This window comes from Anaerovibrio sp., assembly GCF_045637405.1.
Taxonomy (GTDB): Bacteria; Bacillota; Negativicutes; order Selenomonadales; family Selenomonadaceae; genus Anaerovibrio.
Genome location: NZ_JAZTZI010000133.1, coordinates 21,521 through 41,142, shown reverse-complemented (window position 1 = coordinate 41,142; position 19,622 = coordinate 21,521). Strand labels below are relative to the sequence as shown.

Annotated in this window: 14 protein-coding genes, 3 tRNA genes and 1 pseudogene; 17 read left to right on the top strand and 1 reads right to left on the bottom strand. The window is 45.1% G+C overall.

Translation table 11 applies throughout. The annotated features are described in order from the left end of the window. Positions 1 to 186 (top strand): annotated as a pseudogene (locus tag ACKI5G_RS09410) (protein translocase subunit SecF); the annotation flags it as partial. A gap of 270 nt (positions 187 to 456) precedes the next feature. Here ACKI5G_RS09410 and ACKI5G_RS09405 read toward each other — a convergent pair. Then, positions 457 to 2,094 (bottom strand): L-lactate permease, encoded by a 1,638-nt coding sequence (locus tag ACKI5G_RS09405; RefSeq protein ID WP_407399783.1) that lies wholly within the window; start codon positions 2,092 to 2,094, stop codon positions 457 to 459. Positions 2,095 to 2,479: 385 nt separating this feature from the next. Between ACKI5G_RS09405 and ACKI5G_RS09400 the strand changes: the two genes are divergently transcribed. The 16 genes from ACKI5G_RS09400 (at position 2,480) to ACKI5G_RS09325 (ending at position 19,598) form a co-directional block, all read left to right on the top strand. Beyond that, positions 2,480 to 3,094 carry a lactate utilization protein C gene (locus tag ACKI5G_RS09400; RefSeq protein ID WP_407399781.1) on the top strand — a complete coding sequence of 205 codons (615 nt, stop codon included), beginning with the start codon at positions 2,480 to 2,482 and terminating at the stop codon, positions 3,092 to 3,094. Beyond that, positions 3,094 to 5,256: an L-lactate dehydrogenase (quinone) large subunit LdhH gene (ldhH, locus tag ACKI5G_RS09395; protein ID WP_407399779.1), complete on the top strand. Its 2,163-nt coding sequence runs from the start codon at positions 3,094 to 3,096 to the stop codon at positions 5,254 to 5,256. Before ACKI5G_RS09400 ends, ldhH begins: the two co-directional genes overlap by 1 nt. Before the next feature lie 81 nt (positions 5,257 to 5,337). Continuing rightward, a complete protein-coding gene (locus ACKI5G_RS09390; RefSeq protein ID WP_407399777.1) occupies positions 5,338 to 6,129 on the top strand; it encodes an electron transfer flavoprotein subunit beta/FixA family protein in 792 nt (263 codons plus the stop codon). A gap of 12 nt (positions 6,130 to 6,141) precedes the next feature. After that, positions 6,142 to 7,338 (top strand): FAD-binding protein, encoded by a 1,197-nt coding sequence (locus tag ACKI5G_RS09385; protein WP_407399775.1) that lies wholly within the window; start codon positions 6,142 to 6,144, stop codon positions 7,336 to 7,338. Further along, positions 7,335 to 8,738 carry an FAD-binding oxidoreductase gene (locus ACKI5G_RS09380; protein WP_407399773.1) on the top strand — a complete coding sequence of 468 codons (1,404 nt, stop codon included), beginning with the start codon at positions 7,335 to 7,337 and terminating at the stop codon, positions 8,736 to 8,738. The genes ACKI5G_RS09385 and ACKI5G_RS09380 overlap by 4 nt, the downstream gene beginning before the upstream one ends. Before the next feature lie 144 nt (positions 8,739 to 8,882). Beyond that, complete coding sequence (locus tag ACKI5G_RS09375) at positions 8,883 to 12,704, top strand: PolC-type DNA polymerase III (protein ID WP_407399771.1); 3,822 nt, start codon at positions 8,883 to 8,885, stop codon at positions 12,702 to 12,704. Positions 12,705 to 12,722: 18 nt separating this feature from the next. After that, positions 12,723 to 13,400, top strand: a complete 678-nt coding sequence (locus ACKI5G_RS09370; RefSeq protein ID WP_407399769.1) for a class II aldolase/adducin family protein — start codon at positions 12,723 to 12,725, stop codon at positions 13,398 to 13,400. A 9-nt stretch (positions 13,401 to 13,409) separates the two neighbouring features. Next, positions 13,410 to 14,507, top strand: a complete 1,098-nt coding sequence (gene mtnA, locus ACKI5G_RS09365; RefSeq protein ID WP_407399767.1) for an S-methyl-5-thioribose-1-phosphate isomerase — start codon at positions 13,410 to 13,412, stop codon at positions 14,505 to 14,507. An 82-nt stretch (positions 14,508 to 14,589) separates the two neighbouring features. Beyond that, a tRNA-Asp gene (locus tag ACKI5G_RS09360) sits at positions 14,590 to 14,666 on the top strand. A gap of 4 nt (positions 14,667 to 14,670) precedes the next feature. Further along, positions 14,671 to 14,746 (top strand) — tRNA-Gly (locus ACKI5G_RS09355). A gap of 6 nt (positions 14,747 to 14,752) precedes the next feature. Next, positions 14,753 to 14,827, top strand: a tRNA-Cys gene (locus ACKI5G_RS09350). Between the two features lie 274 nt (positions 14,828 to 15,101). Beyond that, positions 15,102 to 16,202 carry an endolytic transglycosylase MltG gene (mltG, locus tag ACKI5G_RS09345; RefSeq protein WP_407399765.1) on the top strand — a complete coding sequence of 367 codons (1,101 nt, stop codon included), beginning with the start codon at positions 15,102 to 15,104 and terminating at the stop codon, positions 16,200 to 16,202. Next, positions 16,202 to 16,816 (top strand): O-methyltransferase, encoded by a 615-nt coding sequence (locus tag ACKI5G_RS09340; protein ID WP_407399763.1) that lies wholly within the window; start codon positions 16,202 to 16,204, stop codon positions 16,814 to 16,816. The genes mltG and ACKI5G_RS09340 overlap by 1 nt, the downstream gene beginning before the upstream one ends. Beyond that, a complete protein-coding gene (locus tag ACKI5G_RS09335; RefSeq protein ID WP_407399761.1) occupies positions 16,813 to 18,033 on the top strand; it encodes a peptidase U32 family protein in 1,221 nt (406 codons plus the stop codon). Before ACKI5G_RS09340 ends, ACKI5G_RS09335 begins: the two co-directional genes overlap by 4 nt. 27 nt (positions 18,034 to 18,060) lie before the next feature. Beyond that, a complete protein-coding gene (aroQ, locus tag ACKI5G_RS09330) occupies positions 18,061 to 18,510 on the top strand; it encodes a type II 3-dehydroquinate dehydratase (RefSeq protein ID WP_407399759.1) in 450 nt (149 codons plus the stop codon). A gap of 11 nt (positions 18,511 to 18,521) precedes the next feature. Beyond that, positions 18,522 to 19,598: a M24 family metallopeptidase gene (locus tag ACKI5G_RS09325; RefSeq protein WP_407399757.1), complete on the top strand. Its 1,077-nt coding sequence runs from the start codon at positions 18,522 to 18,524 to the stop codon at positions 19,596 to 19,598. The last annotated feature ends 24 nt before the right edge of the window (positions 19,599 to 19,622 follow it).

Sequence of the window (19,622 nt, the reverse complement as noted above, 5' to 3'; positions counted from 1 at the left end):
ACCTTTGCACTGTACTGGTTCGGTGGCGACACCACCAAGGATTTCGCCTTTGCACTGCTGTGCGGCTTCTTCAGCGGCTGTTATTCATCAATCTTTATCGCAAGCCCATTGTGGGTAACCATGCGTAACATTGCGGAAAGCAAGAAATCTCGCAATACCAACAAGCCAGCAGCTGCTGAAATATAACGAGGAAGAATATGTCCCCCAACTCTGCAGCTGAGGGTGGCTCATATCATAACAGGTGGCGAGCATATATCTCCCGCCTCGTTGAAACGCTAATTGGAAGATTTTGCCTTCGGCAAAATTTGAACAATGGCGTTATAATTAATAAAAACTCGCTGTCGGGGAGACAGCGAGTTTTTATTTGGGTTGTTAGATAAAGGGAATATATTTAATAAGTGGTCTGTCGGGGTGGCAGACCACCCACTAACTAAAGATTGCTTTTCCTAACTGGGGTTAAATAATTCCAAATGCAACTGCGCCAAGCATTGCAGCCATCAGTACTATGTACCATATTACCCATGGCAGCGAAGCGGCTTTTATCAGCTTACCTTCAGCACCTATAATACCCGTTGTTGCGCACACCGCAACGATATTGTTGATGCAAACGATGTTACCGATAGCACCACCCTGATTCTGGAGTGCAACGATGAATACATGAGGTATATTCAGGATAGTTGCAGTCTCGAACTGGAGAGGGGTAAACATAATGTTGGATACTGTGTTGGAACCAAACATGAATGCACCGATGGTACCAATGAACGGAGCAACGAATACATAATTTGCTCCTGCCAGATCAGCCATGCCCTTGGCCATGGCAACCAGCATGGAATCCCAACCCAATGGGTTAGCATTGGAATAACGATAAATATAAACCATTGCAAAACCGAAGAGCAGAGCAATGGTGGCACCGTAAAGCTGGTTATAAGATTTCTTTACTATGCCTTTCACCTGATCTCCTCTAAGTCCATAGAATGGAATGGAAATCAATACAACTAAAACGAATGGGAACAAACCAGGATTGTTGAAGTACTTCATGGCAAAGCCGGCGCCCTCAACACCCATAATATTATTCATAGAGAATACAAAGCTAGTAATAATTCCTTTAAGACCAATCTCTGGAATTCTGGTAAGTACAAGCCAGAGTGCGATAAGCAGATAAGGAGTCCAGGCCTTTAAGAGGGACATGGAAGGTTTATCGTCATTGGTGTCTGTTTTAGTCTCAGCTTTTCTTTCAGTACCAGGGAAACGCCATGTATCCTTTGGTACCAGGAAGCCTGCCTTGGCAGCACCGATGGTGGCAAATATAGTTACGGCACCTGCGCAAATTGATACCAGCTCGGAGCCGATGAATTTTGCAACAATAAGATAAACAACATCGAATACTACAGTTGTGAATAATACAAATGGAACCATTGGCAGGGAATGCTTGAAGAAGGATTTATCATCGCTGTACTGTTTGGTAACCAAGGCTAAAACCACCATGATTACAAAGAAGGTACCAGCGGCAAGACCAACAGCAGATGCCCATGAAAGATCCAGCTTCCATGCTTCCAAATCGGTAACACCGATAGTTGGCAGTGTATCCTTCAAAATCTCAGCTGCAGAGTTGGTTGGTGTACCAGCGGCACCGAAGGATACTGGTGGTGAATCCAAAATCAGACATGCCATTGCAGCAGCCATTGGAGGGAAACCAAGACCAATCAGCAGCGGAGCGCATATTGCAGGTGGAGTACCAAAGCCTGCAGCACCCTCGATAAATGCGGAAAGACCATAACCTACAATTACTAACTGAATACGGGCATCCTCAGAAATACCGTTGAACATTGCTTCGATTCTGTGCATTGCTCCAGCCTCGTTCAGCATGTTCATCAGTAAAATAGCACCAAAGATAATCAGTAGTGTATCGATGGAGCCCAGAAAACCGGTAATTGTATACGCGGTAACATGGAGCATATCCATTTGCCAATAGAAAAGACCAATCAAACAGATGGAAAGCCAAGCGATTGGCAGAACCTTCTTAGCTGGCATGTTTACGCCTACCGTAAGAATAATGGTAATAATAATAGGTATTGCGGCAACAAGTGCTAACACATATATCATCTCCTTGCATTTCATTCATATTATATAATGAAAGATTTCATTATATGTTACTTAAGCCGAATAGAAATGGTCTGCTTGTTCACTAAAAATGAATGAACTTCAATTTGTAAGATGATTTCCACATACGCTTATTAAAAAATAATATCGTATTTAATTGTTATGATAATTATATTTTATTTCAACCCAATAATCAAGTGTAATATAGAAAATTGTCTGAATAATTTTTTCAATAGAAAGTGATTTTTTATCAAGTTTAATATTGATTATAGATTGTTTATTCCTATTGACAGACGATTTACACGATATTATAATAAAACTTGAATAGAAATGGTTTGACGATTTTGTTGGATGAATTTCTCTGAAAGGAGAGTATCTAATGGAAAAGGTGTGTGAGAATTGGCCAGAAAAAGCGTTTATCAATGGATTGGTAGATGCTAAGTACTGGACCGACTTTGAGGCAAATGCTACAGCTGCAGCTGCTCAGGTATATAAGGTAGCTGATTACGCAGCAGGTGAGGCAAAGCTCAAGGAAGTATTAAAGGAGTATGCCCCAAAGGAAATTATTGCTGTAGGTGGAGATGAAAACCCTGCATTGAAGGGGATTTACTCCAGGCTGAGTGAGGATGGTACAAAGGTTTACACTGAAAAGTTTGATATTGCTGAGCATGCTCCTAGTGCTGATGTCGGCATTTCAACTGCTGAATTTGGTGTAGGCGAATCTGGAAGTCTTGTGGTTGATAATTATTCATACGAAGCAAGAGTAACCAGTATGCTTCCATTTGTGAATGTTGTTTTTGTAAATGCCAATTATATGGTAGAAAACATTACTTCAGCCTGTCAGATTATCGGTAAGGTTTTCCAGAAGGGTTATTGCGGATTTGTTACTGGCCCTAGCCGTACAGCTGATATTGAGCGTGTATTGAGCCTTGGTGTTCATGGCCCTAACAAACTCATTATCATTGCTGTGGAGAACGAAGGGGGGGCTAAGTAATGGCACGTGATCTTAAGAAAGAAATTAAATCAAAGCTGCAAGATAACATTATGCAGGATGCCCTGTCCCGCTTTGCAGATCAGTACCCGGGTTCCCGTCTGAAGTCTTATGCAGGCCAGGATATTGAGGAGCTTCGTGAAAACCTCCGTTGTATGAAGGCTGATGCTGTAGACCATATTGAAGAGCTGGCTGACAAGTTCGAAGCTAATGTCAAGGCTCGTGGCGGTGAGGTATTCAGAGCAAAGGATGGAGACGAGGTTAAAAAGTTCCTTATTAAGATTTGTAAGGAAAATGGTGTCAAGAGAGTTGTTAAATCCAAGTCCATGGCATCTGAGGAAATTCACCTCAATGAATGCTTCACTGAAAATGATATCCGCGTAAAGGAAACTGACCTTGGTGAGTGGATGATTGCTATCGCAGGCCAGAAGCCATCTCACATGGTTATGCCTGCTATTCATCTGAATCGTTATCAGTGTGCGGAAATGTTTGAAAAGGAGCTTAATGAAGAAGTTCCTGGCGAAGATATCCCTTACATGATTCAGAAGGCCCGTCAGACTCTGCGTCAGGAGTTCCTGCAGGCTGATATGGGTATCACCGGTGCCAACTTCGGTATTGCCGAAAACGGTGCTATTGGTCTTGTTACCAACGAGGGTAATGCCCGTTTGGTAACCACATTGCCTAGAATTCATGTTGTACTCATAGGTTATGAAAAGCTCATTCCTAAGACAGAGGATGCTGCCAAGATTCTGCGTCTGTTGCCTCGTAATGGTACCTGCCAGAAGATGACCAGTTACATGACAATGGTTGATGGTCCTACTCCTGTTATGTACAAGAAGGACGGCAAGTGGGTAGAGGAGAACAGAAAGCAGTATGTAATCCTTTTGGATAACGGCCGTCTGGAGGCTGCCCATGACCCAGTTATGAAGCAGGTTTACCAGTGCGTACGTTGTGCATCCTGTCTTAATGTTTGCCCAATCTGGACCTTGGTAGGTGGCCACGTATATGGTCATATTTACTCTGGCGGTATTGGTGCAATCCTTACAGGTCTTTTAAATGGTATCGAAAACTTCAGCCAGTTCTCTGATCTGTGTATTGGTTGCCGGACCTGTACCACAGTTTGTCCTGGTAAGATTCCAATTCCAGACCTTATTGATGAACTGAGAAATAGATATGTTAAGAAGCATGGTACCCCAACAATGGATAAGTCCTTCTTCGATAATGTTCTTAACGACAGAGGCTTGTTCCATAAGCTGCTGTTGAAGGCTGGTTCCGTTGGTCAGGCACCATTCAAATCTGGTAAGTTCATCCGTCATTTGCCACTGTTCTTTGCTGGTATGACCAAGGGCAGAAGCTTACCAACTATTGCTGAAAGGTCAATTCGTGATCGTATGCCTGCTCTGGAGAAGAAGAATCCATCCAATGCAAAGAAGAAGGTAGCATTCTTCAGCGGATGTAATACAGACTTTGTATTTGCTGATACCGGTGAAAATGTTGTAAAGGTATTGCAGAGTCTGGGTATGGAAGTTGTATATCCTATGGCTCAGAGCTGCTGCGGCAAGCCAATTCTCGGCGTAGGCGACCGTGAGACTGGTAAGAAGGCTGCCATGAGAAACATTGAAGCTCTTGAAGCCGTAAAGCCAGATGTGATTGTTACTTCTTGCCCAACCTGTGCTGAGACTCTCAGCGAAACCTACGAGAAGCTCTTTGCAGATGATCCTGTATGGGGTCCTAGAGCAAAGGCATTCTGCAAGAAGGTTCGCGAATTCTCCAGCTTCGTAGCTGAAGAATACAAGGCTCAGGGTAAGCTGTTGCCAGCTGCTGGTGGCGAAAAGGTAACCTTCCACGATTCCTGCCATATGAAACGTGGTCTTGGCATCTATGAGGAGCCTAGAGCTCTTATCGATGCAACTCCGGGCGTAGAGCTCGTTGAGATGAAGAACTGCGATAAGTGCTGTGGTATGGCTGGTTCCTTCGGTATGAAGTATTCTGAGGTTTCCATCCCTATGCTGGAGGAAAAGGTTCAGAATATCAAGAATACAGGAGCTACCACCTGCGTAGTTGCCTGCCCATCTTGTATGATGCAGATTGGCGGCGGTCTTGATAACCAGAATACTGGCATCAAGGTAAAGCATATCGCAGATTTGTTAGCTGAAAAGCTGTAATCAATTTTAGGGGGAAAGTTCAGGGTGAGCCTTTCACTTACCCTGAACTCTATATAATGAAAGTATGAGGAGGATTTATTCATGGAAATTCTGGTTTGTATCAAACAGGTTCCAGGCTCCAATAAGGTAGAGGTTGATCCTGTTACCGGAGTATTGAAGCGTAATGGCGCAGATAGCAAGATGAACCCTTACGATCTGTATGCGCTTGAATGTGGCCTGAAATTGAAGGAGCAGTATGGTGGCCGAGTGAGTGTTATTACCATGGGACCACCACAGGCTCAGGCAATTATTAAGGAAGCATATTCAATGGGTGCAGACGCAGGTGCAATCGTATCTGACCGTGCATTCGGCGGAGCTGATGTATTGGCTACCGCACATACTCTTGCACAGGGTATCAAGAAATTTGGCAAGTTTGATATAATACTTTGCGGACTCCAGACTACAGATGGTGATACTGCACAGGTTGGTCCTGAGGTATCCGAGCAGCTGGATATTCCATGCGTTTGTAATGTAAAAGAAATTAAAGGCGTTGAGGGTGACAATATACTTGTAGATATGGAAATGGCACAGGATATTGAGCATTTGAAGGTTTCCTTCCCATGCCTTATCACTGTTCAGAAGGATATTGTGCAGCCACGCCTTCCATCTTATTTAAAGAAGAAGGAGACTGAGGATCGCGAGATCGTTATGTACACCTTAAAGGATATGGAAGACCAGAACAAGAACAACTATGGTCTTAATGGTTCCGCAACTCAGGTTCAGCGTATATTCCCACCTACTTCCGACAAGGTTCAGGTTACCTGGGATGATCCTGCTGATGTTTTGGCAGAGAAAATTTACGGTGCAATCAAGAGCAGAAAATTGTTAGGATAAGGGGGATTAACAATGGGAAAACTGATAGTTCATCAGGACAAAGTAACTGATATAAATGAAATGATTTCCATTTGCCCTTTTAATGCCTTAGAAGAAAAGGATGGCAAGCTGGAAGTTAATGCAGGCTGTAAGCTCTGTAAGCTCTGTGTAAAGAAGGGCCAGCCTGGTGCAATGGAGTATGTAGAGGAAGAGGTAAAGACTGTAGACAAGTCTTTATGGAATGGTATTACCGTATATGTTGACCATGTAAATGGTGAAATTCATCCGGTAACATTTGAGCTTCTTGGTAAAGCTGGAGAGCTTGCAAAGAAGATTAATCATCCTGTATATGCTATCTTCATTGGTAGTGATATCGAAAAGAAGGCAGAGGAGCTGCTTCATTATGGCGCAGATAAGGTATTCGTTGTGGATGCCCCTGAGCTGAAGGAATTCCAGATGGAGTCCTACACTGCAGCATTTGAGGCCTTCGTAAACGAGATTAAGCCTTCCGCTATCTTGGTAGGTGCAACCCCTGTAGGCCGTCAGCTGGCTCCAAGAGTTGCTTCCAGATTTAACACTGGTCTCACCGCAGACTGCACAATTCTGGACATTCATGAGAATACTGATTTGGTACAGATCCGTCCTGCATTTGGTGGTAACATCATGGCAGAGATTCTTACTCCAAACTCCAGACCTCAGCTGGCAACCGTTCGTTATAAGATTATGGATGCTCCTGAGCGCAGCGCTGAAGCCAAGGGCGAAATTGTTAAGATTTCCGTTCCAGCTGAAAAGCTTAAGACCCGTACTCAGGTTTTGGGTATTACCCAGAAGCAGAAGGAAAAGAGCATTGAAAATGCAGATATCCTCGTTGTTGCAGGCCGTGGTCTGAAGAAGAAGGAAGACCTTGATTTGGTACGCGAGCTGGCAGATGCTTTGGGCGGCGATATTGCCTGCACCAGACCATTGGCAGAGGCTGGTTGGCTTGATGCTAAGCATCAGATTGGTCTTTCCGGCCGTACCGTTCGTCCTAGACTCATTATCACCTGTGGTGTATCCGGTGCAATTCAGTTTGTAGCTGGTATGAACAACTCCGATAATATTTTTGCTATCAATACTGATCCTAACGCCAGCATCTTTAAGGTAGCAAATTACGCTGTTATCGGCGATATTTATGAAGTTATTCCAAAGCTCATTGAGCAGGTTAAACAGGGAAAGGGTGTAAAGGCATGAGCGAATACAAGGTTTTAGATGCTTCCGATTTAGAGGCTATCAGCCAGTATGTGCCTCGTGAGCGCATTCTTTGGGCTGATGAAATTAACGAAGAATATAGTCATGACGAGTTAAGTGCTGACGCTTCCTATCCTGAGATGGTAGTAAAAATTACCTCTGCAGAGGAAGCATCCAAGGTTATGAGATATGCAAATGAAAAGCATATTGCCGTAACCCCTAGAGGCGCTGGTACTGGTCTGGTAGGCTCCTCCGTTGCAGTAGAGAAGGGTATCATGATTGATACTACTCTTATGAACCACTTCCTGGAGCTGGACGAAAAGAATCTGACCCTCACTGTTGAGCCAGGCGTTCTGCTGATGGAAATCGGTCAGTACGTTGAGGAAAAGGGCCTTTTCTATCCACCTGATCCAGGTGAGAAGACTGCAACTATTGGTGGTAACATCAGCACTAATGCCGGTGGTATGCGTGCTGTTAAATATGGTGTAACCAGAGATTATGTACGTGGCTTGGAGGTTGTTCTGGCTGACGGTACTATCATGGAAGTAGGCGGTAAGGTTGTAAAGAACAGCTCCGGCTATGACCTTAAGGACCTGATTGTAGGCTCCGAGGGTACTCTCTGCTTGGTAACTAAGGCAATACTTAGGCTGTTGCCACTGCCACAGAAGAATGTTTCTCTGCTGATTCCATTCCCAACCTTGGCAAAGGCTATTGGTACTGTACCTCTTATTGTTAGCTCCAACGTTATCCCTACTGCTGTAGAGTTCATGGAGCGCGAGGTTATTATGGACTCCGAGGAATACCTCGGCAAGAAGTTCCCTGATAACCAGGCAGATGCTTACCTCTTACTTAAGTTCGACGGTGCATCTGTAGAGGAAATAAGTAAGTATTATGACAGTGTAGCTCAGATTTGCTTGGAGCAGGGCGCACTTGACCTCCTGATTGCTGATACTGACGAGCGTGCAGAGGCAATCTGGAAGGCAAGAGGTGCATTCCTTGAGGCAATTAAGGGTTCTACCACTATGATGGATGAGGTAGACGTAGTTGTTCCTAGAAGCTGCGTAAATGAGTTCGTTGAATTCGTTCATGATCTCCGCAAGGAAATGGGCATCCGCATCAAGAGCTTCGGTCACGCTGGTGATGGTAACCTTCATGTATACATCCTCCGTGATGACATGGATGACAAGAAGTGGGCTGAGATGCTGGGCAAGGCAATGGAGCGCATGTACATCAAGGCTCGCGAGCTGAAGGGTCAGGTTTCCGGTGAGCATGGTATCGGCCTTGCCAAGAAGCCTTATCTGAAGGAAAGTCTCCCTAAGGAGTCCATGAAGCTGATGCAGGGAATCAAGAAGGCATTCGATCCAAATAATATTTTGAATCCTCATAAGGTATGCTTTGATTAATACCTTTTTTCAATAGTTCCCCTTTCAGGAGGAGTTCGCCGTAAGAGAAATCTTGCGGCGAATTCTTTTTTTGTGCTCTTTAGTCATCATTTTTCTGTTATACTATTTAGGAAAGATGATTTGTATTCGGGGGTTTTGCTTCTTATGGATAAATACTGTATTGTCCCAAAGACCAGCCGTGTATTGTTTGAGCTGGCCAGGGGCATGGAGATGAATAGTGACGAGGAGGAGCTGCTTAGGGGCGGTTTTATTCGTCATGTGGAAATTTCTTTGGATACCAATACATGGGAAATACTGGCCTGGACCATGCCACAAATTGCGGAATCACTCCTTGAACGCGTGGCTTCCTTTGTGGAGGAAAAGAATCAGGTGGCCAAAGTATTTATCTATCAGACAGCCATGAAGCTGGATAAAATTGTGGAGCAGAACTGGGAAAAGCTGGTGGATTATGTTGCCAAGGAGAATCAGGGGATAAGACATATCCTTTTGCACTCCAACCGCATTTATAAAGAATCCAGGATTTTGCTGCAGGTAAATGGTGATTTCAGCAAATATCTTCTTGAAGAACACAATGTTTTACAGGATTTAAAGGAAGCCGGTATCAAGGTAATCGGCTATCCTATTAAGCTGGAGTGTTTGCCGGTATATGAGGAAATAGAGGTTCCGGATGTAGAAGAGGCCGTTCACGAGACCAAGGAATACAAGGCTGCATTAGAGGCTGCCAAGGCACCGGCTCCAAAGCCTGCTCAGGGTGGTGGCGGCTATGGCGGCAGTTATGGTGGAGGGACTTCTGCTGGCGGTGGAGATAAGGGTCCTTCCAATAAATCCTCCCGTCCTAGACGCGCTGCTGTTCCAATTGGCGATGATGATAGTCCGCTGGTTTATGGTGAAGCCATAGTAGGTGAAATAACCCCTATTTCAGAGATCGAGGGTGAAATGAAGAATGTGGTGGCACAGGGTACTATTGCTGGTGTTGATGGCCGTAGCTTCCAGACTACCAATATTCTTCTTTTTGCTGTGGCGGATAATACCGAGGGAATTTCCTGTAAGGCCTTCTTTAAGGATACTGAGGGCTATGAAAAGGTTCTGGGCCGTCTAAAAAAAGCTGCCAAGGGTGGTGGCACTATAAAGGTGAAGGGCTCCGTTCGCTATGATAAATACGATAACGACTATGTACTGTTTGCCGACAGTGTGCTTTTGGTAGATGTGGAAAGTCGCAAGGATAATGCGGAGGAAAAACGGGTAGAGCTTCATTGCCACACCACCATGAGTAATATGGATGCGGTGTCTTCTGCCAAAAAGCTCATTACTACAGCCGAAAAATGGGGCTGGCCGGCCATTGCCATCACAGATCACGGTGTTGTTCAGGCCTTTCCTGAGGCCATGGATACAGTATTTGGACGTAAGCCACTGAATATAAAGGTTATCTATGGCGTGGAAGGATATCTGGTAGGAGAGGATTACGAGCAAAAGCGGGCAAATCACATTATTTTGCTGGCGAAAAATCCTAACGGTCTTCGCAATCTCTATAAGCTTATAACCATGTCTCATCTGCGCTTTTTCCACCGTACACCGAGATTGCCACGACAGCTTATTCAGGAATATCGCGAAGGGCTGATTATTGGTTCTGCCTGTGAGGCGGGGGAACTGATAAGGGCTATTGTGGCAGAACAAAGCGATGAGGAATTACTCAAGATTGCCGATTTTTACGATTATTTGGAAATCCAGCCTATTGGCAACAATGAATTCCTTGTGAGAAGTGAAGATTTTCCAAATATAAAAGATGACAATGATCTCATTAATATAAATTTAAAGGTCGCTGAGCTGGCAAAGCAGCTAAATAAGCCGCTAATTGCTACCTGTGATGTGCATTTCCTTAATCCTGAGGACCAGATTTACCGTGCTATACTCATGAAGGGAAAGGGCTTTAAGGATGCGGATTTTCAGCCACCGTTGTTCCTTAGAACTACGGAGGAAATGCTGGCAGAATTCCAGTATCTTGGGGAAGAAGCAGCATACGAGGCAGTAGTTACCAATCCACGAAAAATCGCGGAAATGTGTGAGAAGTTTAAGCCTATTCCAGATGAATTGTATTCACCGATGATTCCGGGAGCGGATGAGGAAATAACCTCCATGACCTATAATAAGGCCAAGAGTATGTATGGAGAAGTGCTGCCGAAAATCGTTCAGGATAGAATTGACCAGGAGCTAAAGCCAATTATTGCCCATGGCTTCTCAGTGCTATATCTTATTGCTCAGCGCTTGGTGCGTAAATCCAATTTAGATGGTTATTTGGTGGGCTCCCGTGGCTCTGTTGGCTCATCCTTTGTAGCAACCATGACGGATATTACCGAGGTAAATCCACTGCCACCCCATTGGCGGTGCCCACACTGTAAGCATAGTGAGTTTATTACAGATGGTTCCTATGGCTGTGGCTACGATTTGCCGGATAAGGATTGTCCTATCTGTGGTACTAATATGATAAAGGATGGCCATGAGATTCCATTTGCTGTATTCTTGGGATTTGATGGTGATAAGGTTCCGGATATTGACCTTAACTTTTCTGGAGAATACCAGCCAGTGGCTCATAAGTACACGGAGGAGCTTTTTGGAAAGGATAATGTATTCCGTGCCGGTTCCATTGGTACTGTGGCGGAGAAAACCGCCTATGGCTTTGTGAGAAAATACTTTGAGGAAAAGGGACAGACCAAAAGGGAAGCCTACATTAACAAGGTGGCCATTGGCTGTAATGGCGTTAAGCGTACCACAGGCCAGCACCCGGCTGGTATTATGGTAGTGCCCCGTGATATGGATGTGCATTTCTTTACGCCGCTCCAGCACCCTGCTGATGATACCACATCAGCTACAATTACAACTCATTTCGATTATCATTCCATCTCCAGCCGTTTGGTTAAGCTGGATATTCTGGGCCACGATGATCCTACGGTAATTAAAATGCTGGAGGATCTTACTCACCGCGATCCTAAGACTATTCCATTTGATGACCCGGCAACCTTGAGCTTATTTAACTGCACTAATGCTTTGGGGGTGACGGAGGAGGAGCTGGGGGCTAATTCCGGTACCTTTGGTATTCCGGAGTTTAGAACCAATTTTACCCGTCAGATGATTGCGGACACCAATCCAAGCTGTTTCTCGGATCTGGTGCGCATATCCGGCTTCTCCCATGGTACTGATGTATGGCTGGGAAATGCCCAGGACCTTATTAGGGCTGGTACATGTACCCTTCAGAACGCTATTGCTGCCCGTGATGATATTATGATGTATCTCATGCATAATGGGGTGGAGCCACTATTGGCCTTTAAGACCATGGAGCGGGTACGTAAGGGGAAGGGTATCGAACCAGATGTGGTGGAAACCCTTCGTAAGACTGGTATTCCGGAATGGTACATTGAATCCTGTCAGAAAATTAAGTATATGTTCCCAAGGGCTCATGCAACGGCTTACGTTATGATGGCTTATCGAATTGCCTTCTGTAAGGTTCATTATCCATTGGCATATTATGCGGCTTATTTCTCCATTCGTGCTGCTGCCTTTGATTCAGATATCATTGCCAAGGGGCAGAAAGCAGTCAAGGAAAAAATGGAGGAGCTGGAGGCCAAGGATAAAAGGGATGCCAAGGAGGATGAGCTTTATGTTGTCCTTCAGCTGGCCTGGGAAATGTATATTAGGGGCTTTAAGGTGAAAAAGGTGGATCTCTACAAATCAGGGGCTGACCGCTTCCAGATGGTGACGGAGGAAAATGCTCTTCTGCCGCCGTTTACCACCCTTACAGGACTTGGTGGTGTAGATGCCAAGGCCATTGTTGAGAAAAGAAAAACCGGTCCGTTTTCTTCAATTGAAAATTTGAAGAAGCGAACCGGCATAACCAAAACGAGTATTGAGGCCCTCAGAGTCCATGGCTGTCTTGACGGTATGGATGAGAGCGACCAGATGTCACTGTTTTAGGTGAGAGGGGGCTTAGCTGTGTTAAAAGAAATCAAGAGAAAAGTTCTGGAATGCGCTGTTAAGGCAGAAGAAATGGGGCTTTGTCAGCATCGCTCCGGCAATTTCAGCATCCGTGATGAGGATACTGGGCTTATCTGTATTACTCCTACGGGTATGGACCGCAGTGAAATGACATATCATGATATTGTGGTGGTAAACATGAATGCCGAGGTTGTGGAGGCTGAAACTCTGCACCGTCCCACCAGTGAGGTAACTATGCACCTCAAGATATATGAGGCTCGCCCTGATGTAAATGCAGTGGTTCATACTCATTCAAAGTTTGCCCTTACCTTTGCTATTCTTAATAAACCAATTCCTGCCATTGTGACGGAATTAATGCATTTGGGCTGCAAGGAGGGGTATATTCCTGTGGCACCTTATGGACGGCCTGCCACTCCTGCATTAGGGGAGTCAGTGATAAAGCCATTGCAGATATCTGACGTGGTTCTTATGGAAAAGCATGGTGCTATTGCTGTTGATAAAAACATAAAAGAAGCACTGACTAAGGCGGCCTATGTGGAGGAATTGGCAGAGATTTATTATAATACCTTGACCATTCTGGGGCCTGGAAAGGAACCTGATTACGTTTCCAAGGAAGAATTGCAGAAATGGGCATATCCAAAGGAGATAAAGCTCCTGCCCGGTGAAGATAAATAAGAGGTTATTATGAGTAATAAAACAATTATGGATTATGATACAGTGGCGCTGGATGATGCCAAGAGTGCTTTGGTGATTATTGACCAGACTAAGCTGCCATACAGTACGGAAATTTTGGAATTAACTGATTTAAAGGAAATATGGGATGCCATATATCTGCTGCAGGTTCGGGGTGCTCCTGCCATTGGGGTGGCAGCGGCTATCGGCATATATCTCGAAGCCAAGAAAATCGGGGCACAGGAGTCTGAATTTGATGGCTTTTATGAAAAGTTCGCCAAGGCCAAGGAGTATTTGGATTCTGCCCGTCCCACAGCCGTAAACCTTTCTTGGGCTTTGAATCGCATGGAGCAGGTGGTATTGGCCAACAAGACTAAAAGCTTGGGGGAAATAGTGAAATGCCTTCATGATGAGGCAGTGGAAATCCGCGAGGAGGATATTCGGGTGTGCCGTGCTATTGGTGAGCATGGCTTGACTCTTATCAAGAACGGGGATGGTATTCTTACCCATTGCAACGCGGGAAAGCTGGCGGCTGTAAAGTATGGCACGGCCACGGCTCCTATTTATGTTGGGCAGGAGAAGGGCTACAGCTTTAGGGTATTTGCTGATGAAACGAGACCACTTCTGCAGGGCGCCCGCCTTACAGCCTTTGAGCTTCAGGAGTCTGGAATTGATGTTACTCTTATCTGTGATAATATGTCCAATATGGTTATGCGTAATGGCTGGGTTAATGCCATCTTTGTAGGCTGTGACAGAGTGGCGGCTAATGGCGATGTGGCCAATAAGATTGGTACGTCAATTGTAGCTACTGTGGCCAAGCGGTATAAAATTCCTTTTTACGTTTGTGCACCTACGGCTACCATTGACATGGCTACGCCAACAGGAAATGAAATCAAGATAGAGCAGCGTAAGCCGGAGGAAGTCACTGAGATGTGGTATGAAAAGCGTATGGCTCCGGAGGGAGTAAAGGTTTATAATCCTGCCTTTGATGTTACGGATAATGATCTGGTGACCGGTATTGTTACTGAATTTGGTATTGCCAGAGCGCCATACACTGAGAGCCTGAAAAAAATATTTGACCTAAAGGAACAGGCCAAATTGAACAAATGATAAAATGTGGCGAAAAACTAGTTGACAACAGGGATTTAATCACCTATAATATCTATTGTCGTCACAAGCGATAACTAAACGCGGCCCGGTAGTTTAGTTGGTTAGAATGCCGCCCTGTCACGGCGGAGGTCAGGGGTTCAAGTCCCCTTCGGGTCGCCATTTTGCGGAAATAGCTCAGTTGGTAGAGCATCACCTTGCCAAGGTGGGGGTCGCGAGTTCGAGTCTCGTTTTCCGCTCCATTATGTGGTGCCATCGCCAAGTGGTAAGGCCAAGGTCTGCAAAACCTTTATTCCCCAGTTCGAATCTGGGTGGCACCTCCATAGAGTATCAAGCCCTCACAGGATTTAAAATCTTGTGTTGGGCTTTTTTGTTGTCTTTGAATTCTGCTTCATCAGGCAAAAAATTACATCAGTGAGGATTGCCGGAATATTATCAAGTTCTTTGGGCAGGAGCTATCCCATACCACCTATAAATCACTGGTTCTTTTTATGTTTCAAAAATCTACCTTTATTTTGTGCTTTCCTATGGACTATGATATTATATTACTGTCTGTGACTATGGATAATAGTATAAAAAGATTATGGGGTGAACACTGTGGATTTTAAGAATCTGAAGGATTCATTAAAAGACATCGTAACTGAGAGTATTTCTTATGATGCCAATGCAAGTGATGAAGAAATAAAAAAGAAAAAGAGAAATATCATCATAGCTGTTTCCGGCCTTATGGTGGTATTTGTTTTGTTTTTTGGAATAATGCTCTTTTCATTTAAACTTGGTAGTCCAATGAATATGGATGGCAAAAAGGATTTGGTATATGTCCATGTGGCAAAGGGAATGAGCAGCGCCGATATAGGCAAGGAGCTGGAAAAGAAGGGCGTTATCAGCTCTACCACCAAGTTTTGGATTGCCACAAAAATAAATGGGGCTGATTCAAGGTTCAAGGTGGGAACCTTTGCTCTTGCTAAGAATATGAGCGTTTCAGAGGCTCTCTCAATCCTTATCAACGGCAATACTGTGGCTGTAAGGGTCACCATTCCTGAGGGCTATGGGGTAAAGGACATCGCCAAGCGTCTTGATGAATATGGCGTTTGCAACGAAAAGGATTTTTTGGAGCTGGCCAAGGATTATGCTCCTTATGATTACATGGAAAAACATAAGGATACAGTTTATCGGGTGGAGGGCTTCCTGTTCCCGGATACTTATGATTTTGCCAGTGACGCCACTGCCAAGGACGTTATGAAGCGCATGATAGATGAGTTTGATAACAAGCTTACCCCGGATATGAGAAAAGAGGCAGCAGCCAGGGATATTTCCATTTATGAACTGGTAACCATGGCTTCCCTTATAGAAAAGGAAGCCCGCTATGAAGAGGATATGCCTATTATTTCCCAGGTGCTGTGGAAGCGTTTGAATATCTCCATGCCTCTCCAGAGTGATGCCACACTTCAGTATGTAATGGCGGAAATCAAGGAAGATGTATCCATTGGGGATACCAAGATCGATTCACCGTATAATTCCTATCAGAATTACGGTTTACCACCTGGACCTATCGCCAGCCCCGGGCTGAAGGCCTTAAAGTCGGCTCTTAGACCTGCGTCTACAGATTTTCTCTATTTTGTGGCTGACAGGGAAGGGAAAAATTATTACAGCAATACCTATGATGAGCATCTGGCCATCGTGTCGGAGGTTCGTTGATGGATAAATTTGATGCTTTGATTGCGGAGATGGAGGAATACGGCCGCAGTAATCACGTTCCGATTATAAATGAAAAGGGAATGCCGGTGCTGCTGGAGGTGGTTCGTCAAAAGAAGCCCCACCGTGTACTGGAAATCGGTACGGCTATTGGATATTCTGCTTTGCTGATTGCCAATAATTCCGCAGAGGATGTGGAAATAGATACTTTGGAGCTTTCCCAGGAGCGGGCAGCTACAGCCAGAGCATATATAGACAGATCTGTTTATAAGGATCGCATCAGAATACATATTGGGGATGCAGGGGAGAATATACTGAAGCTCTCCGGAAGGTATGATTTTGTATTTATTGACGCCGCCAAGGGACAATATCCCGATTATTTCCGTAAGGTATATCCATTTTTGACGGAGGATGCCATGGTGCTGGCGGATAATGTCCTGTTTCGTGGCTATGTCCGTGGCGATATGGAGTGTCCACGCCGCTTTAAGACCATAGTAAAAAGGCTGAGGGAGTATATTTCTCTCGTTAGTGATAATGATGAATTTGAAACTGTAATTCGTGAGGATGGTGACGGTTTGGCAGTAAGCCGGCGGTTGCCCAAGGAGAACAATAGATGATAAAAAAGCCTGAATTACTGGCTCCGGCCGGTAATATGGAAAAACTTAAAATGGCCCTTATATATGGTGCCGATGCCGTATATCTGGGAGGCAAGGCCTTTGGGCTTAGGGCCTTTGGAGGCAACTTTGATTATGATGAGCTGAAGGAGGCTGTGGAATTTGCCCACAAGCTGGGGCGGAAGGTATATGTTACCGTAAATATCTTCCCTCATAACAGTGATATGGAGAAGCTGCCAGAGTATTTGGCATACCTTAATGAGATAAGGGTTGATGCCATGCTCATAGCCGATTTGGGGATTTTCACCTTGGCCAAGAAGTACGCACCAGATACGGATATTCACATAAGCACCCAGGCCAACAATACCAACTGGGTCACCGTAAACACCTGGGCAGATATGGGAGCTTCCCGTGTTGTGCTGGCGAGGGAAATGTCCTTGGGGGAAATCAGAACAATTCGTGAAAAATGCCCTGTGGAGCTGGAAATGTTCGTACATGGAGCCATGTGTATTTCCTATTCCGGACGTTGCCTTATGAGCAACTATATGACGGGCCGTGATGCCAATCGTGGCAGCTGTGCCCAGGCCTGCCGCTGGAAATATGCCCTGGTGGAGGAAAAGCGCCCCGGCCAGTATTTCCCTATTGAGGAGGATGACAGAGGCACGTATTTCTTTAATTCCAAGGATATGTGTCTGTTGCCTCATATTGGGGATGTTATTGACAGCGGTGTGGACAGTCTGAAAATTGAGGGCCGTATGAAAAGTGTTCATTATGCTGCCAGCATCGTTAAGGCATATAGGGCTGCCATTGACAGCTATTGCGAGGATCCGGAGCATTTTGAGCTGAAGCAGGAGTGGCTTGATGAGCTGGGAAAGGTTTCACATCGTCAGTACACCACCGGCTTTTATTACAACAAGCCAACGGAGGATGATCAGATTTACGGAACAACCTCCTATGAGCAGACCTCGGATTTTGTGGGGCTGGTTCTTTCCTACGATGAGACCACCGGCTATGCCATGGTGGAACAGCGTAATAATATGAAGAAGGGACAGGAAATCGAGGTATTCCAGCCAAATCTTCCAGGGTATCGCATGATTTTGGATGAGATGTATAATGATGAAGGAGAGCTCATTGATGTGGCACCTCATCCACAGCAGCTGGTTAAAATGAAGATGGCCCAGCCAGTGGAGCCGTATACTATTTTACGCAGAGATATTTGATGATGAATTTTTAAGGAGTATGATGAAATGGGTAAAGTTCTTGTAATTCACGGACCAAATCTTAATCTGTTGGGCACCAGGGAACCGGAAATTTACGGTTATGAAACCTTGGCGGATATTAACGATATGTTGCAGAAGCAGGCAGCAGCCGACGGGGTACCAGCTGACTTCTTCCAGTCCAACCACGAGGGGGACATTGTGGACACCATTCAGCAGGCACCAGCCAAGGGCTACAATTTCATTATTTTAAATGCCGGGGCCTTTACCCATTACAGCATTGCTATTCGAGATGCCATTTCGGCCATTAATGTACCTGTAATTGAGGTTCATCTTTCCAATGTTCATACCCGTGAGGAATTTCGACACAAGTCGGTAATTGCACCGGTGGTAATGGGGCAGATTCTTGGCTTTGGAGTTGATAGTTATTTCGCTGCTATGGCCGTGGTATTGAGAAAAATCAAGCAAAGGCTTAATTAGGAAGTGTTTTTGTGATTAAGGAAAGACTTAGGGCACTTAGAGATTATATTAGGGATAAGGGGCTGGATGGCGTCATTGTAAGCAAGGAGGAAAACCTTCATTATTTCAGTGGCTTCACCGGTGATGATACCATGCTGGTGGTTTCTGCGGATGATGCGGTTATTGTGACGGATTTTCGCTATGTGGAGCAGGCGAAAAATGAAGCTCCGGACTACAGAATTGCCAAGCAGGAAAAAGGGCTCCTGTTACGGGTCTCCGAGGTAATCAAGGAGCTGTGCATTAAAAAAATAGGCTTTGAAGGCGCCTCATTGGTATTTGACTGGTACGGAAAAATCAAAGAGCAGGTGGGAGACGAGGTTTCACTGAGTTCCTTGGAGCTTAACAGCCTTCGCCAGATCAAAGACCAGCAGGAATTGCAGTATATCAGAAAGGCTGTAGCCATAAGTGATAAGGCCTTTAAGGATATTGTTACCTTCATCAAGCCCGGCATGAGCGAAAATCAGGTTGCAGCACGTCTTGAAGGGGTTATGCGTTCCCTGGGCTCCCAGCGTCCGGCTTTTACCACTATTGTGGCCTCCGGCAAAAGGGGAAGTCTTCCTCATGGAACTGCAACAGAAAAGTTGATTAATGCAGGGGAATTTGTTACAATGGACTATGGTGCTGTGTATGAGGGGTATCACTCCGATATTACCCGTACCATTTGCGTTGGTCATGCAGATTCCAAGCAGCGTGATATATACGATGCTGTGCTTCAGGCTCAGCTTTTGGGATTGTCCCTGGTGAGACCTGGAGCATCAGGGAAATCTGTGGACGGTGACGTCAGAAAATATCTTCACGAAAGAGGATATGCAGAATACTTTGGCCATGGCCTGGGACATAGTCTGGGGCTGGAGATTCATGAGGCACCTACACTTTCACCGCGAAGCACCTGCGAGGCCTTACAGCCCAACACACTTATTACAGTGGAGCCAGGGGTATATATTCCCGATTGGGGCGGGGTTCGCATAGAGGATACAGTGCTGGTTACAGACACATCAAGAGAAGCTCTGACTTCTGTAACGAAGGATTTAATTGAGTTGAGTGTTTGATGGGTCTTCCATATATTAAAAATA

What these genes read in the sequence shown, in the direction of transcription:
- ACKI5G_RS09385 (WP_407399775.1), top strand. Translation starts at nt 6,142, where the DNA reads ATGGGAAAACTGATAGTTCATCAGGACAAAGTAACTGATATAAATGAA.
- ACKI5G_RS09380 (WP_407399773.1), top strand. Translation starts at nt 7,335, where the DNA reads ATGAGCGAATACAAGGTTTTAGATGCTTCCGATTTAGAGGCTATCAGC.
- ACKI5G_RS09400 (WP_407399781.1), top strand. Translation starts at nt 2,480, where the DNA reads ATGGAAAAGGTGTGTGAGAATTGGCCAGAAAAAGCGTTTATCAATGGA.
- mtnA (WP_407399767.1), top strand. Translation starts at nt 13,410, where the DNA reads ATGAGTAATAAAACAATTATGGATTATGATACAGTGGCGCTGGATGAT.
- aroQ (WP_407399759.1), top strand. Translation starts at nt 18,061, where the DNA reads ATGGGTAAAGTTCTTGTAATTCACGGACCAAATCTTAATCTGTTGGGC.
- ldhH (WP_407399779.1), top strand. Translation starts at nt 3,094, where the DNA reads ATGGCACGTGATCTTAAGAAAGAAATTAAATCAAAGCTGCAAGATAAC.
- ACKI5G_RS09340 (WP_407399763.1), top strand. Translation starts at nt 16,202, where the DNA reads ATGGATAAATTTGATGCTTTGATTGCGGAGATGGAGGAATACGGCCGC.
- ACKI5G_RS09375 (WP_407399771.1), top strand. Translation starts at nt 8,883, where the DNA reads ATGGATAAATACTGTATTGTCCCAAAGACCAGCCGTGTATTGTTTGAG.
- ACKI5G_RS09335 (WP_407399761.1), top strand. Translation starts at nt 16,813, where the DNA reads ATGATAAAAAAGCCTGAATTACTGGCTCCGGCCGGTAATATGGAAAAA.
- ACKI5G_RS09390 (WP_407399777.1), top strand. Translation starts at nt 5,338, where the DNA reads ATGGAAATTCTGGTTTGTATCAAACAGGTTCCAGGCTCCAATAAGGTA.